General features: G+C 68.6%; 13 protein-coding genes. 6 read left to right on the top strand and 7 right to left on the bottom strand.

Going from position 1 to position 15,503, the window contains the following annotated elements; all coding sequences use genetic code 11:
- The first annotated feature begins 5 nt into the window (after positions 1-5).
- The 3 genes from TSB10P1A_RS06170 to TSB10P1A_RS06160 all read left to right on the top strand — a co-directional run bounded on the left by TSB10P1A_RS06170 (position 6) and on the right by TSB10P1A_RS06160 (position 2,723).
- On the top strand, positions 6-512 hold the full coding sequence (locus TSB10P1A_RS06170) for a TRAP transporter small permease (protein WP_186387019.1): 507 nt from the start codon (positions 6-8) through the stop codon (positions 510-512).
- 3 nt (positions 513-515) lie between these two features.
- Complete coding sequence (locus TSB10P1A_RS06165; RefSeq protein WP_186387018.1) at positions 516-1,790, top strand: TRAP transporter large permease; 1,275 nt, start codon at positions 516-518, stop codon at positions 1,788-1,790.
- 63 nt (positions 1,791-1,853) lie between these two features.
- Positions 1,854-2,723: an oxaloacetate decarboxylase gene (locus TSB10P1A_RS06160; RefSeq protein WP_186387017.1), complete on the top strand. Its 870-nt coding sequence runs from the start codon at positions 1,854-1,856 to the stop codon at positions 2,721-2,723.
- A 436-nt stretch (positions 2,724-3,159) separates the two neighbouring features.
- Here the strand turns inward: TSB10P1A_RS06160 and TSB10P1A_RS06155 are convergent, their stop codons facing one another.
- The 5 genes from TSB10P1A_RS06155 to TSB10P1A_RS06135 form a co-directional block, all read right to left on the bottom strand.
- Entirely contained in the window at positions 3,160-4,593 is a 1,434-nt protein-coding gene (locus TSB10P1A_RS06155) for an amidase (RefSeq protein WP_186387016.1), read from the bottom strand.
- 170 nt (positions 4,594-4,763) lie between these two features.
- Complete coding sequence (locus tag TSB10P1A_RS06150) at positions 4,764-5,453, bottom strand: Crp/Fnr family transcriptional regulator (protein WP_186387015.1); 690 nt, start codon at positions 5,451-5,453, stop codon at positions 4,764-4,766.
- A gap of 315 nt (positions 5,454-5,768) precedes the next feature.
- Entirely contained in the window at positions 5,769-6,557 is a 789-nt protein-coding gene (locus TSB10P1A_RS06145) for a ChbG/HpnK family deacetylase (RefSeq protein WP_186387014.1), read from the bottom strand.
- A gap of 71 nt (positions 6,558-6,628) precedes the next feature.
- On the bottom strand, positions 6,629-8,176 hold the full coding sequence (locus tag TSB10P1A_RS06140; RefSeq protein ID WP_186387013.1) for a glycosyltransferase family 39 protein: 1,548 nt from the start codon (positions 8,174-8,176) through the stop codon (positions 6,629-6,631).
- Between the two features lie 40 nt (positions 8,177-8,216).
- On the bottom strand, positions 8,217-9,368 hold the full coding sequence (locus TSB10P1A_RS06135; protein ID WP_186387122.1) for a glycosyltransferase family 2 protein: 1,152 nt from the start codon (positions 9,366-9,368) through the stop codon (positions 8,217-8,219).
- 269 nt (positions 9,369-9,637) lie between these two features.
- Here TSB10P1A_RS06135 and hisS point away from each other — a divergent pair, with 269 nt between their 5' ends.
- From hisS to hisG, 3 genes are read left to right on the top strand one after another with little or no spacing between them, the layout of a single operon-like run.
- Entirely contained in the window at positions 9,638-11,248 is a 1,611-nt protein-coding gene (hisS, locus tag TSB10P1A_RS06130; protein ID WP_186387012.1) for a histidine--tRNA ligase, read from the top strand.
- Positions 11,245-12,396 (top strand): ATP phosphoribosyltransferase regulatory subunit, encoded by a 1,152-nt coding sequence (locus TSB10P1A_RS06125; protein ID WP_186387011.1) that lies wholly within the window; start codon positions 11,245-11,247, stop codon positions 12,394-12,396. The genes hisS and TSB10P1A_RS06125 overlap by 4 nt, the downstream gene beginning before the upstream one ends.
- A gap of 11 nt (positions 12,397-12,407) precedes the next feature.
- Positions 12,408-13,406, top strand: coding sequence for an ATP phosphoribosyltransferase (hisG, locus tag TSB10P1A_RS06120; protein WP_186387010.1), 999 nt, complete (start codon positions 12,408-12,410; stop codon positions 13,404-13,406).
- A 26-nt stretch (positions 13,407-13,432) separates the two neighbouring features.
- Here hisG and TSB10P1A_RS06115 read toward each other — a convergent pair whose 3' ends face one another.
- Together TSB10P1A_RS06115 and groL are read right to left on the bottom strand one after the other, a co-directional pair.
- Positions 13,433-13,645: a SlyX family protein gene (locus tag TSB10P1A_RS06115; RefSeq protein WP_186387009.1), complete on the bottom strand. Its 213-nt coding sequence runs from the start codon at positions 13,643-13,645 to the stop codon at positions 13,433-13,435.
- Between the two features lie 175 nt (positions 13,646-13,820).
- Positions 13,821-15,458 carry a chaperonin GroEL gene (gene groL, locus TSB10P1A_RS06110; RefSeq protein ID WP_186387008.1) on the bottom strand — a complete coding sequence of 546 codons (1,638 nt, stop codon included), beginning with the start codon at positions 15,456-15,458 and terminating at the stop codon, positions 13,821-13,823.
- Between the last annotated feature and the right edge of the window lie 45 nt (positions 15,459-15,503).

Genomic DNA, 15,503 nt, shown 5'->3' with positions numbered 1-15,503 from the left:
CGCCGATGCTGCGTGTGATCGACGCCGTCTCCCGCCTGTTCGGGACGGTCGCCGGATGGGCCTATTTCGCCACCGCCCTGATGCTCGGCTACGAGGTGGTGATGCGCTATGTCTTCATCGCGCCGACCATCTGGGCCGAGGAACTGTCGCGCATGCTGCTGGTCTGGGCGACCTTCGGCGGCGCCGCCATCCTGCTGCATCGCCGCCAGCACATCACCATCACCCTGTTGACCGACATGCTGTCGCCGCGCCTGCGCCAGGTGCAGGAAGTGTTCGTGCTGCTGTTCATCGCCGCGCTGGCGGCGGTCATCGTCCGCGACGGCGGCGGCATCGCCTGGGACTCGTTCCAGCGCGGCCGCACCACCGGCTCCATGCTCAACCTGCCGGCCTGGTGGGCGCAGGTCTCGCTGCCGCTGTGCTTCGCCCTGCTCGGCCTGCAGGCGCTGGTCGAGGCGCTGCGCGTCGCCACCGGCGGGGCCGAAAGTCTTCCCCGCGGTTCGGTAGAGCACTAGACGATGACCACCATTCTCATCCTCCTGGCGCTGTTCGCGCTGCTGCTGGTCGGTGTGCCGGTCGCCTTCACCCTGGCCGGCCTCGGCTTCGGCCTGCTCTATTTCGGCGGCTTCTCGCCGCTGATGGTGCCGCAGGGGCTGCTGTCGGCGGCCGACAGTTTCGTGCTGATCGCCGTGCCGCTGTTCCTGTTGATGTCCAACGTGCTGCTGAAGGGCGGCGTCGGGCGCGATCTCTTCGCCGCCGTGCAGGCCTGGGTCGGCCACTGGCCGGGCGGGCTCGCCATCGCCACCATCCTGTCCTGCGGCGTCTTCGCGGCGATCTCCGGCTCCTCGGTCGCCACCGCCGCCACCATCGGCACCGTGGCGATCCCGGAAATGACCTCGCGCGGCTATCCGCGCCGCTTCGTGCTCGGCCTGCTGGCCGCCGGCGGCACGCTCGGCATTCTCATTCCGCCGTCGATCCCGATGATCGTCTATGGCGTCATCACCGAGGAATCGATCATCGCCCTGTTCCTGGCCGGCGTCGGGCCGGGCCTGCTGCTGATGGCGCTGTTCATCGTCTGGTCGGTGCTCTATGCGAGCTTTGCCGCCGACTACCAGCCGAGCCCCAAGGCAAGCTGGGACGAGCGCCGCCGCACCGCGATCCGCGCCCTGCCGACCGTGCTGCTCGCCGGCCTGGTGATCTCCGGCATCTATCTCGGCATCTTCACGCCCACCGAGGCGGCGGCCGTCGGCTTCCTCGGCTCGCTGGTCGTGGTCGGGCCGATCCTGCGCACCCTCGACTGGCCGAAATTCCGCGACGCGGTCGCCGAGGCGATGACGACGACGGTGGCGATCCTGCTGATCGTCGCCGGCGCCAAGGTCTTCGGCAAGGCGATCACCCTCTATCGCATTCCCCAGGACATCTCGCTGTTCCTGTCCGACCACATCTCGACCGCCGGCATGTTCGTGCTGGTGGTCGCCCTGGTGCTGCTGGTCATGGGCCTGTTCCTGGAATCCCTGTCGATGATCCTGATCATGGTGCCGGTGCTCTCCGGCGCGCTGATGGCGCTCGGCATCGATCCGGTCTGGTTTGGCGTCTTCTTCGTCATCATGATCGAATGCGCGCTGATCACCCCACCCGTCGGGCTCAATCTCTATGTGATACAGGCGGTCGGCAAGGCCAGCATGGGCGAGGTCGCCTCCGGCGTGCTGCCGTTCCTCGTGATCATGCTGGTCTGCGCCGCCGCCATCTTCTGGTGGCCCGGCATCGCGCTCTACATTCCCTTCCGGCTGTAGGCGCCCCGCCCGGTTTCTGCTGCCCGGTTTCCGCCGCCCGGTTCCTGACTGAAAGGCATGTCCATGTCCTCTCCCGCCGCGCGCCTGCGCGCCCATCTTGCCGCGACCCCGCTCACGGTCATGCCCTGCTGCTTCGACGGCCTGTCGGCCAAGCTGATCGGCGATGCCGGCTTTCCCGTCACCTTCATGTCGGGCTTTGCCGTCTCCGCCGCCCGCATCGGCGCGCCCGACACCGGCCTCATCTCCTATGGCGAGATGGTCGACACCGGCCGCAATGTCTGCGCGGCGACCGGCGCGCTGGTGATCGGCGACGGCGACACCGGCTATGGCAATGCGCTCAACGTCAAGCGCACCGTGCGCGGCTACGCCCAGGCCGGCTTTGCCGCGATCATGATCGAGGACCAGGTCGCGCCCAAGCGCTGCGGCCACACCCGTGGCAAGCTGGTCGTCGACCGCACCGAGGCCGTCAACCGCATCAAGGCGGCGGTCGATGCCCGCGAGGAGGGCGCCGACATCCTCATCCTCGCCCGCACCGACGCCCGCCACGGCCACGGGCTCGACGAGGCGCTGGAGCGCGCCGCCGCCTTCCGCGAGGCCGGCGCCGACCTGCTCTTCGTCGAGGCGCCGCAGTCCGTCGAGGAGATGGAGCGGATCTGCCGCGAGGTGCCCGGCATCCACATGGCCAATCTCGTCGAGGGCGGCGCCACGCCGCTTCTGCCCCATGCCGAGCTTGAGCGCATCGGCTACCGGCTCGCCGCCTATCCGCTGACCCTGCTCTCCGCCGTGACCCGCGCCATGCAGGAGGCGCTGCAGGTGATCAAGGCCGGCCAGCATCCCGACGCGGCGCTGCTCGACTTCGCCTCCCTGCGCAAGGCGGTCGGCTTCGACGCCTATTACGAGGAAGAGGCGAACTACGCCGACCGTCGCGAGTGACACGATCTCGTGACACTATCTCATGACACTATCTCACACCGGCGGCAGGCGGGGATAAGGTTTTTGCCGCTCGCGCTGCGCGGCGGGGACAAGTCGCTATTGCGGGCCGGAATGCCCGCCGCGCGCCGATTTCGAGAAAATTGAGACGGGTTTGGACCGGAAAACGCAAAATTTCTCAAAATTTTGCAAAATCCGTCTCGAAAATTCTCAATTCGGATTGTCTTTACCGAACAAGCGGTTGGCGCCTACTTCAGCAGCTTTCCGCAAGGGCGTGATCTATCGCCGCCGTCCCCGCGTAAAAACCTTTGAGATCGAAAGCGCGACGGCAATCCCGATCTGCCGCTCGACCAAACGCTCTCGGTCTCAGCCGGAACGCCTGCCCGATCGGCCGACCGGCCCGGAGGCCGCTCTCCCCCGGAGCGGCCTCTTTTTTGCGTCAAAGCGCCGGCTTGCGCGCCAGCCAGTCGGTCGCCTGCTCATAGGCTTTCGCCGCCCGCAAGACGCCGAGATCGTCGCGCGGTCGGCCGATGATCTGGAGGCCCGCCGGCAGTCCGGACGCCGAGAAACCGGCCGGGACCGCGACCACGGGCAGGCCCAGAAGGCTTGCCGGAACAACGACTTCCATCCAGCGGTGGTAGGTGTCCATCGCCCGGCCGCCAACCTCCTTGGGCCAGTCGAGATCGACGTCGAACGGAAACACCTGCGCCGTCGGCAGGATCAGGATGTCGACCGTTTCGAACAGCCGCAGCACCGCCCGGTGGAAGGCGCTGCGCACCACGCTCGCCTCCTCCAGCCGCGCCAGCGCCAGCGCGCGGCCGCGCTCGATTTCCCAGATTGCCGCCGGTTTCAGCTTGTCGCGGGTCGCCGCCGCTTCATAGAGGCCGCCGAGCTTTCCGGCGACCCGCCAGCTCCGCAGATCCGCCCAGGCCTGAAAAATCCGCTCCGGATCGAAGCCCGGCACCGGCTCCTCGACCCGGCAGCCGAGCCCGGCGAAGACGTCGACCGCGGCCCGGCACAGCTCCAGCAGTCCCGGCTCGAACGGCAGATGTCCGCCAAGATCGCCGAGCCAACCGACCCTGAGACCGGCAATGTCGGACCGGATCGGCGGCACGAATTCGGACCCGTCGCCCGGCAGCGATTGCGGCGCGCGCGGGTCGTACCCGGCCTGCACCGACAGCAGCAGCGCCAGATCGTCGACGCTGCGCGCCATCGGCCCTTCCGTCGCCATCGTGTCGAAGAAGCTCTCCGGCCCCGGTCCCGACGGCACCCGGCCGTAGCTCGGCCGCATGCCCAGCACGTTGCAGAAACCGGCCGGATTGCGCAGCGATCCCATCATGTCGCTGCCGTCCGCCACCACCAGCAGGCGCGCGGCCAGCGCCGCCGCCGCCCCGCCGCTGGAGCCGCCGGCGCTGCGCGTCCTGTCGTAGGGGTTGCGCGTCGGCCCGAACAGCGGGTTGTAGGTATGCGAGCCGAGGCCGAATTCCGGCACGTTGGTCTTGCCGATGAAGAGGCCGCCGGCCGCCCGGATGCGCGCCACCTGGATGCCGTCCTCCTCCGGCACCTGGCGGGCGAAGACCGGCGAGCCCATCGTCGTCGGAATGCCGGCGGTCATCGCCAGGTCCTTGATCGCCTGCGGGATTCCGTGCAGCACCCCGCGCGAGCGCCCCTCACTGAGCTCGACGTCCGCCGCCTCCGCCTCGGCCAGCAGCACATCGCCGTCGCGCAGCGAGACGATGGCGTTGATCGCCGGATTGACCGCCTCGATCCGCGCCAGCGTCGCCTCCATCACCTCGCGGGCCGACACGTCGCGGCCATGGATCTTGCGCGAAAGCTCGACGGCGGACAGTTCGAGCAGCTCTTGTGACGACATCGGCGGAACCCTTGGGGCTGGGCCGCCGGCTGTGCGGGCGCAGGGCCGGCCGGCGGCAAACGGGGCGGGACTGTGCGCGGGAGACTGAAGCCCCCCTCGCGCCAGTTACTTGAAATGTCACATGTTTCAGCGCGAATGCCAAGGGCGGGCGCCCCGCAACAGGCAGGCTCCTACAGCGCCGAGGCGCGGCGCAGCCAGTCCGGCTTTTCCAGGCAGTAATAGCCGGAAATGCGGCTGATCGTACCGGCGCGCTTCCAGTCGTTGAGGACGCGGCTGACGTTTTCGCGCGCCGCCCCCGCCATGTTGGCGATGTCGGCCTGCGACAGCTTGTAGTGGATCAGGATGCGGTCCTTGTCGACCGGCTTGCCGAACGTGTCGGCGAGCTGCAGCAGCGTCTGGGCGACGCGGCCGGGCAGCGGCAGGAAGGAACGGGCCGCCAGCACGTCGTTGGCCTGGCGCAGCCGCTGGCCGACGATGTAGAGCATGTGGCGGTAGAGCGCCGGGTTCTCGTCGGCGAAGCGCTCGAAGGCGTGCTTCTCGATGAAGGCGAGGCGGGTCGGCTTCAGCGCGGTGACGGTGGCCGAGCGCGCCCGTCCGTCGAGCAGGGCGAGCTCGCCGACGATGGCGCCGGGGCCGAGCACGGCCAGCAACTGCTCGTCGCCCTCGACGCTGACGATCGAGACCTTGAGCGAGCCTTCCAGGATCGCGTAGCAGCCGTTGCCGGGATCGCCGGACTCGAACAGGATGGCGCCCGGCTTCACCGACATCGGCCGCGCCAGCGCGGCGAGACCGGCGGCGAGATTGCAGTCGAGCCCCTCCATGGAGAAGCTGTTCTCGAGGAAGTTCCTCAGTTCGACCATGTGTCCTGCCTCGATTCGTCGCCACGATGGACGCGCAGTGTCGGGGCTGGCGCATGAATGCCGCATGAACTGGAGGATGCGCCGGTGCGACTGCCCCGTCGCGCCGGACCGGAATGGCCCCGTTGCGCCATTGTACGGCGGTTTCGCCCGCAGCAAAGCGATTATGTGACCGTCGTCACTGTAACCGGACCGCCGCGCCCCTATATCAAGGACAACAGGCGCTGCTCTCCTGACCTGGCAGCGCCCCTCCCGAAAAACCGGCCCCCCATCCCCGCGGGGGGCCGGTTTTCGCGTTTCTGGCCTTCGGGCCGCGCGTCAATACAGGAAAATGTCCTTTTCCATCAGCAGCAGCGGGAACGTATCCCCGCGGAAGAAGGCGAACTGGGCGCTGCGCGTATCGAGCCGGGCGCGCGGTTCCGCCCGCCGCAGCCGGTCGTCGATCTCGCCCGGCTGGCAGAACACGACGGTGCGGTCGGCGAGCCCGTCGAGCCCGCGCCGCAGATGCTGGGCATGGGCCCCCTGGTCGATGGCCTCGGGAAAGTCGGGGCCGCGCTCCAGCACCTTGAGACCGGCATCGCGCGCATCGCGGGTGAAGCGCGCGGCGGCGCGCGGGCTGAGTTGCGGCATCACGATGCGCGGCGGCCAGCGGCGCAGGGCCACCTGCTTCAGCACCACCCGGGCGAGGGCGGGAACGGCGAGCAGGTCCTCCGCCACATGCAGGAAGTCTGCCGGACGCTGGTAGAACTCCTCGAAACAGGTGATCTGCGCCTCGACCTCCTCCGCCAGCATCTCGTCGGGCAGCAGCCGCAGCGCCCCCCACCAGCGCCACCAGCGCGCCTTTGGAAACCGGTTGCCGAACTGGCTGCGCGCGCGCATCGACAGCGGCGCGAAAGGATGGGTGAGCGTCAGCGTCAGGCCGACCAGGGTCCGGTGGCGCACGCTGTCGACCGTATCGCGCAGCGGCAGGTATTCGCGCGACCACAGGTCGGAGACGACGAGACACCCCACGGCGGACAGCGCGCCGGCCGAGATCAGCTCGCGCAGGGCCCTGTCGACGCCGAAGGCCAGGCCGTAGTCCGGTGAGGTGAGAAGGATCCGTTTCATGGCGGAATTCTATGCAGCGGCGGGCCGGCCGGCACCAGTGTCAATTTTGCCGGCTCGGCTTGCGGGGCGGCTCAGGGAAGCGGGTAGACCGGGTCGAACGGCGTGCCGGCATGCGGCTCGGCCACCCGGTAGACGACAAGGCGTTCGACCGGCGTGCCGTCCGACCGACGGGTCAGCACGGCGATCTGCTCGACTTCGGCAAAGCGGGTCGACAGGCGCTCCGTGCCCGGATCGCGCCGCTCCTGGGCGATGAAGAGGGCAGGGCGGGCGACACGCTCGGGATCCGGATCGGGCCGCATCGCGTAGCGGATGCGCTGGTCGACCTGTTCCACCGGCATCGCCCGGTCGAGCTGCCAGGCAAGCTGCGCGTTGAGGCCATAGGCGTCGGTGGCGATCCAAGCCGCCTCCTGCTCGGCCGCAAGCCGTTGCAATTCCGCGCCGATCTCCGCCCAGCCGCGGATCTGATGCGTCGGATCCTTGCGGGCGAGGGCGCCGGTCAGCGGCACGACTGCGTGGACATAGACGATCAGCGACACGGCAAGCCCTAGGGCGATCGCGACGGCCGAAAACCGCTGCCAGACCCGCACACCGGGCCATGCCGGCGGCCGGGCGGCAATCAGCGCGGCGGCAAGGGCGATCACCGGAAACAGCGGCGCCGGCCAGTTGCCCTGCACCCGCGAATGCAGCGAATGCGCCAAGAGGTAGACGACGAAAGGCAGGCTGGTCCACAGCAGCAGGCCGCCCGCCGGCTCGCCCCGCAGGGCCGCGCGGGCGATCCGCACCAGGCCGATGCCGGCCAGCACCGCCACCAGCGGATTGGCAAGGCCGACCACCGCACCGACGAATTCCGGCAGATAGCGCGTGCTCCAGCCCTCCGGCACGGCGCGGCCGAACTGCTTGCCGAAGGAGGCCCAGTCATGCGCCGCGTTCCAGCCGATCACCGGCAGCACTAGGGCGATGGCCAGCAGCCCGCCGGCCCAGAGCTGCCAGGCACCCCACCAGCGCCGCGCCTGCGGCACGAAGACGAGATGGAGCACGATGCCGGCGCCGAGAAACAGAACCGAATACTTGGCATTGAGCCCGAGCCCGGCGAACAGGCCGACGGCGAGCCACCACCACGGGTTCTCGCTCGCGGTCAGCTCGGCCAGCGCCCAGAGGGCAAGACCCCAGAACAGCACGGACGCCGCGTCCGGCGTCGCCAGCAGGCTGCCGGCACCGATCAGCAGGCTGGCATTGAGGAACAGCACCGCATAGCCGGCCTCGCGCGCGCCATAGAGCAGCAGGCCGGTGCGCCAGATCGCCGCCGAGCCGATGGCAGCCGACAGCACGGAGAGGAACCGCAGGCCGAGCGCGGTGTCGCCGAACAGCGACTGGCCGAGGAAGGCGAACCAGGCGACCATCGGCGGGTGATCGTAATAGCCGGTGGCAGGATGCAGCCCCCAGAGCCGGTAATAGGCCTCGTCCTCGGCAAGGCCGGCCTTGGCGGCGACCAGCAGCCGCAGAGCGGTGAGGGCGGCGACCAGCAGGGCAAGAGGCAGGGGGCGCAGCCACAGGGGCAGCGCCTGCGCCGCCGCGCCGCTCGCCTGTCGCGTCTGGCTGTTGGGAGCGTGTCCGGCCATCTCGTCGTCCTTGTCGCGCTTCAGGGCGCCGTAGGCGGCTTTACGCCTTGCGCCAGGTCAGCACCGAGCTTGCCGCATAGTTCCACACCGCGCCCATCACCGCGCCGGCAAGGCCGGCGAGCCCGACCAGGATGCGCCCGGCATCCTCCTGATAGACCAGCGAGGCGACGCCGACATTGGCGACGACGCCGACGCTGCACACCACATAGAAGGTCAAGAGGCCGCGCAGGGCCGCGAAGCCGCGCAGCCGCCGGTCGCGATAGGTCAGGCGGTTGTTGAGCCAGAAATTGGTGGTCATGGCGACGAAGGTCGCCGCCGTCTGCGCCACCGGGAAGGAGAGGCCGCCGATCTCCAGCAGCGCGAACAGCGCCGCCATATGCACGACGACGCCCGACGCGCCGACCAGCATGAACATCAGGAAGCGGATCGAGACCAGGTCGCCGACGAGCTTGGACAAGACGAGCCCCAGAAAGTCGAGCGCCACCAGCGTGTCGAGCTTGCTCTCGCCATGCAGGCGCTCTCGGAAGACGAAGGGAAGCTCGACGATGCGCAAGGAGCCGCGCGCGGTGGCGACGATGTCGAGCAGGATCTTGAAGCCCTGCGACGAGAGGCCGGGCGCCAGCCGCTCCACCTCGGTGCGGCGGATCATGAAGAAGCCGCTCATCGGGTCGGACAGGGTCACCTTCAGCAGCACCCTCGCCAGCCGGTTGGCAAGGCCGGAGCCGGAGGCGCGCACGCCGGAAAGCCCGGTGCCGACGTCGCCGCCTTCCACATGGCGGCTGGCCACCGCAAGATCGGCCGCGCCGTTGGACAGCGCCGCCAGCATCTTCGGCAGCAGGGTCTCGTCATGCTGCAGGTCGGCATCCATCACCGCCACATAGTCGGCGGAGGAGGCGAGCATCCCCTCGACGCAGGCGCCCGACAGGCCGCGCCGCCCCACCCGGCGGATGACGCGAACGCGCGGGTCGCGCGCGGCGATGGCGCGGGCGACATCCGCGGTGCCGTCGGGCGAATTGTCGTCGACGACGATCGCCTCCCAGGCGATGCCGGCCAGCGCGGCGTCGAGCCGGTCGATCAGGACGGGCAGGTTGTCGCGCTCGTTATAGGTCGGCAGCACGACGGAAAGCCGCGCTGCGCCAAGCGGCGCCGTTTCGCTGGCCTCGCCCGTCTGCAGAATGCCGTCACCCGGCATGGGAACTCCGAACATCAAGGGGATCCGGTCTGTTTGACCGCCCGCGACCCGAGAGCCACTGCGGCGGAACCGCGCGGGACCATAGTCGGAACGCCCCCGAATGCAAGCGCCGATCCGCCGCGGCGCCCCGCGCGCGCCGGCGGCACTCTCCCCGCCATCCTTGCCCGCGCGGGCCGTTTCGTCTAGGAAACCGGCAACTGCAAGATCGCGCACTCCTTTTTGACCATGTTTGAAAAAGGCGCGCGCCCGCGATGGATTCCGATACGCCGATGGCCAAGAACACACCGTCCAAGCTGAAGGCCCGCCTGCCGCGCGGCTTCGTCGACCGCTCGGCCGCCGACATCCGCGCCACCGAGGCGATGCTGGCGAAGATCCGCGAGGTCTACGAGCGCTACGGCTTCGATCCGGTCGAGACGCCGGCCTTCGAATATACCGACTGCCTCGGCAAGTTTCTGCCCGACACTGACCGGCCGAATGCCGGCGTCTTCTCGGTGCAGGACGACGACGAGCAGTGGATGAGCCTGCGCTACGATCTCACCGCGCCGCTCGCCCGCCATGTCGCGGAAAACATCAACGAGATCCAGCTTCCGTTCCGCAGCTACCGCGCCGGCTGGGTGTTCCGCAACGAGAAGCCGGGGCCGGGCCGGTTCCGCCAGTTCATGCAGTTCGATGCCGACAGCGTCGGCGCGCCGGGCGTCCAGGCGGATGCCGAGATGTGCATGATGATGGCCGACACGATGGAAGCACTCGGCATCCCGCGCGGCTCCTATGTCATCCGCGTCAACAACCGCAAGGTGCTCGACGGAATACTAGAAGCTGGAGGCGTAACCGATTCCGAACAGAAGCTGGCGGTTCTCAGGGCAATCGACAAGCTGGATAAGTTTGGAGAGGAAGGGGTCGCCCTGCTTTTGGGGGAGGGCCGCAAGGACGAGAGCGGCGATTTCACCAAAGGTGCCGGACTGGATAGCGCGCAAATTCAGAAGGTTTTGACAGCAGTTTTCATCAACAAGATTGCTATCGACTATGCTTCTGATGAGACTGCTAGCGAAGCGGAGAAAAGTTCCTTCAACAATCCACCTGATGCAAAGGGTTATCTTTCAAACCGGCTCTTGTGTCATGCACTTTTGGTCAACGCGGACGAGGGAGGTATTCCCCTAGAGGGCTACCAAGAGCTTTCGCAGATTGCCGACTTGGTAGATGCTGCCGGCTACGGCCCGGACCGCATCAAGATCGACCCTTCTGTCGTCCGCGGGCTCGAATATTACACCGGCCCGGTCTATGAGGCCGAGCTGCTGTTCGACGTTACCAACGAGAAGGGCGAGGTCGTGCAGTTCGGCTCTGTCGGCGGCGGCGGGCGCTATGACGGGCTGGTCAAGCGCTTCACCGGACGCGATGTGCCGGCGACCGGCTTTTCCATCGGCGTCTCGCGCCTGATGAGCGCGCTGAAGAACCTGAAGAAGCTTCAGGCCGACGAGGTCGTCGCCCCCGTGCTGGTCACGGTGATGGACGGCGACACGGAAAGCCTTGCCCGCTACCAGAAGATGACGCAGGAGCTGCGTGCCGCCGGCATCCGCGCCGAGATGTACCAGGGCAACTGGAAGAAGTTCGGCAACCAGCTCAAATATGCCGACCGCCGCGGCTGCCCGCTCGCCATCATCCAGGGCGGCGACGAACGGGCCGAGGGCACCGTTCAGATCAAGGATCTGATCGAGGGCAAGCGGCTTTCCGGCGAGATCGCCGACAACGTCACCTGGCGCGAGAGCCGCCCGGCGCAGGTCAGCATCCCCGAGGCCGACATCGTCGCCACCGTGCGGCGGATGCTGGCCGAGCAGGCCGAGGACCGCGCCCGGCAGGACGGCGATGCGGGGGCGGCCCAGTGAGCCCCGCCGCGAGCCCCGCCACGAACCCCGCCACGAACCCCGCCGGGCCGCAGGCCGCGCGCTACGCGGCCCTGACCGCCCTGTTCGAGACCGCCGGCTTTCCCACTGTCGAGCCGGCGATCCTGCAGCCGAGCAGCCTGTTTCTCGATCTGATCGGCGAAGACATCCGTGGCCGCATGTACCTGACGTCCGATGCGGCCGGCGAGGAGCTGTGCCTGCGTCCGGACTACACGATCCCGGTCTGCCGCGCCCATCTCGACGGACCCGGCGCGACGACGCCGGCGCGCTATTCCTATTGCGGCCCGGTGTTCCGCCAGCGCCGCGAGGGCGCGGGCGAGTTCATGCAGGCCGGCGTCGAGTGCTTCGGCCGGCCGGACGAGGCCGAGGCCGACGCCCATGTGCTGGCGCTGGCGCTGGAGAGCCTTGCAACGCTCGGCGTCAATGATGCGACGATCCAGATCGGCGACGAGGCGCTGTTCCGCGCCGTGCTCGACGGGCTGGATCTTGCGCCCGTGTGGCGCCGCCGGCTCGGCGAGCTGTTCGGCGAACGCGACCGGCTGGACGCGGCCATCGCCGCCATGACCGGCGGCGTGCCGGAGGGCGCGATGCCGGCCCCCGCCTTGATGCGGGCGCTCGACGGCGTCGATCCCGCAACCGCGCAGCAGGCCGTTGCCGAGCTGCTGCGGCTTTCCGGCCTGCGCCCGATCGCCGGCCGCAGCGCCGCCGACATTGCCGGCCGGCTGCTGGAGCAGGCGGCGCTTGCCACCCATGACAGCGGCACCGACCGGGCGGCGGAGCTGCTCTCCGCGTTCCTGTCGATCCGTGGCCGTCCGCGCGAGGCGGTGACGGCGCTGGAGGCTTTCGCGACCCGCTCGGGGCTCGATCTGGCTGCCGCGCTTGCCGGCTTCACCGCCCGGCTGGACGCGCTGGAGGCGGCTGGCGTCGATGTGGGGAACCTCGAGTTTTCCGCCGATTTCGGCCGCCGGCTCGATTACTACACCGGCTTCGTCTTCGAAATTCATTCGGCCTCGCGCAAAGCGGCAGGCCAGATCGTCGGCGGCGGCCGCTACGACCGCCTGCTCGCCCTGCTTGGCGCCGAGACCCATATCCCGGCGACCGGCTTTTCCATCTGGCTCGACCGGATCTGAGGCGCAGTGTCATGACCCATTCGCCGGAAACCGCCGCCCAGCCGCTGATCATCGCGGTGCCCTCCAAGGGACGGCTGCAGGACAACACCCACGACTTCTTCGCCCGTGCCGGCCTGCCGGTCGGCCGTCCGGGCGGGGCGCGCAACTATCGCGGCCGGCTCGGCCGCTTTGCCGCCTCCGAGGTCGAGATCGCCTTCCTGTCGGCCTCCGAGATCGCCCGCGAGCTCAGCACCGGGCAGGCGCATCTGGGCGTCACCGGCCTCGATCTCGTGCATGAGACGATCTCGCGGCCCGAGGAACTGGTGCATGTGGTCACCCCGCTCGGCTTCGGCTTCGCCGATGTGGTCGTCGCCGCGCCCGATGCCTGGATCGACGTGTCGACCATGGCCGATCTCGTCGACGTCGCCTCGCATTTCCGCGCCCGCAACGGCGGACGGCTGCGCGTCGCCACCAAATATGTGGCGTTGACGCGGGCCTTCTTCGCCCAGCATGGCCTGTCCGACTACCGCATCGTCGAAAGCGCCGGCGCGACCGAGGGCGCCCCCGCCGCCGGCACAGCGGAGCTCATCGTCGACATCACCACCACCGGCTCGACGCTTGCCGCCAACAATCTCAAGGTGCTGGACGACGGCGTCATCCTGAAGAGCCAGGCGCATCTCGTCGCCTCGCTGAAGGCCGAGTGGACGCCGGCGCAGCTTGCCGCCGCAAGGGTCATCCTCGACCGGATCGCGGCGGAGGAGCGGGCCCGCTCGCATCGCGAGATCCGCGCGCTGGTGCAGGCGCCGGAGCTGACCGCCCGCACGGCGGCCGAGCAGTTCGGCGCGGTCGCGCCCTTCGGCACCCAGGTTGGCCAGCCCCTGCTGCTGCACTGCCCGGCGGATCGCGCCGCCGACTGCGCCACGCTGCTGCGCGACCACGGCGCGCCGCATGTCAGCGTGACGACGCTCGACTACGTCTTCACCGCCGCCAACCCGCTGTTCGAGCGGCTCGCCGCCCAGGTGAGCGGCTGACGCGCTAGGAACGCCTGCCCGCCGGCTCAGTAATGCGGCGGCTTGGCCACCGGCACATTGCCGGCGGCGGCGTCTTCCAACTCCTCGACATGCTCGCCCAGGGCCGCCAGGCGGCGGCTCAACATGTCGATCTGGTCGGCCTGTCGGGTGACCACCTCGTTGAGCTCCTCGACGGTGCGCGTCTGGAAGGCAAGCTGCTCTTCCAGCCGCTCGATGCGGGCCAGCGTTTCGCGGTCCATTGCACTCTTCCTCGGCTCTTCTCGTCGGGTCTTTCGGGCCGGCCTTTCCGGGCAGCCTTGCGGCCCTCGCCATACCTCTTGCGCCCGCCGCTGTCCATGTGGGCAGAGCGACCATCCAAACGCAAATGGGCGGCCCGACGGCCGCCCATCCGTATCTCTTCGAGAGCAGGACTTCTTAGAAGTCCATACCACCCATACCGCCGCCCGGCATCGCCGGAGCCGGCGAGTCCTTCTTCGGCAGCTCGGCGACCATCGCCTCGGTGGTGATCAGCAGACCGGCGATCGAAGCCGCGTCCTGGAGGGCCGTGCGCACGACCTTGGTCGGGTCGATGATGCCGGTTTCCACCATGTTGACGTACTTTTCGGTCTGGGCGTTGAAGCCGAACGTCTCGTCGCTGTTCTCCAGGATCTTGCCGACCACGATCGAACCCTCGACGCCCGCGTTCTGGGCGATCTGGCGGATCGGAGCCTCAAGAGCGCGCAGGACGATCTTGATGCCGGCCATGATGTCCGGATTGTCGGAGGTCAGCGCCTCGACAGCCTTCTTGGCACGCAGCAGGGCGACGCCGCCGCCCGGGACGATGCCTTCCTCGACGGCCGCACGGGTCGCGTTGAGGGCGTCGTCGACGCGGTCCTTCTTTTCCTTCACCTCGACCTCGGTCGCACCGCCGACGCGGATCACCGCGACGCCGCCAGCGAGCTTGGCCAGACGCTCCTGCAGCTTCTCGCGGTCGTAGTCCGAGGTGGTCTCCTCGATCTGCGCCTTGATCTGCGCCACGCGGCCCTCGATGTCGGCCTTGTTGCCCGACCCGTCGACGATGGTGGTGTTCTCCTTGGTGATGGAGACCTTCTCGGCGGTGCCGAGCATGTCGAGCGTGACGTTCTCGAGCTTGATGCCGAGATCCTCGGAGATCACCGTGCCGCCGGTCAGGACGGCGATGTCCTCGAGCATGGCCTTGCGGCGGTCGCCGAAGCCCGGAGCCTTGACGGCGGCGATCTTCAGGCCGCCACGCAGCTTGTTGACCACGAGCGTGGCAAGCGCCTCGCCCTCGACGTCCTCGGCAATGATCAGCAGCGGACGGCTGGACTGGACGACGGCCTCGAGGATCGGCAGCATGGCCTGCAGGTTCGAGAGCTTCTTCTCGTGCAGCAGGATGTACGGCTTCTCCAGCTCGGCGACCATCTTCTCGGCGTTGGTCACGAAGTAGGGCGACAGGTAGCCGCGGTCGAACTGCATGCCCTCGACGACCTCGAGCTCGGTCTCGAGCGACTTGGCCTCCTCGACGGTGATCACGCCCTCGTTGCCGACGCGCTGCATCGCGCTGGCGATGTCCTCGCCGATCTGGGTGTCGCCGTTGGCCGAGATCGTGCCGACCTGCGCCACTTCGGCGGAGGTGGAGATCTTCTTGGAGCGGGCCTCGAGGTCCTTGACGGCGGTCTGGGCAGCGAGGTCGACGCCGCGCTTCAGGTCCATCGGGTTCATGCCGGCGGCAACGGCCTTGACGCCCTCACGGACGATGGCCTGGGCCAGGACGGTCGCGGTGGTCGTGCCGTCGCCGGCGATGTCGTTGGTCTTCGACGCGACCTCGCGCACCATCTGCGCGCCCATGTTCTCGAACTTGTCCTCAAGCTCGATTTCCTTGGCGACGGAGACGCCGTCCTTGGTGATGCGCGGGGCGCCGAAAGCCTTGTCGATGACGACGTTGCGGCCCTTCGGGCCAAGCGTCACCTTGACGGCGTTGGCGAGGATGTCCACGCCGCGCAGCATGCGGTCGCGGGCGTCGGAAGAGAACTTGACGTCTTTGGCAGCCATTTTCATGTCTCCATGTGGTTTGGATCATCGCGGTGTCGCGCCTGC

Origin of the sequence: Stappia sp. TSB10P1A, from assembly GCF_900185725.1 — a bacterium.
Classification (GTDB): domain Bacteria; phylum Pseudomonadota; class Alphaproteobacteria; order Rhizobiales; family Stappiaceae; genus Stappia.
This window is presented reverse-complemented; position numbering and strand designations above follow the sequence as displayed.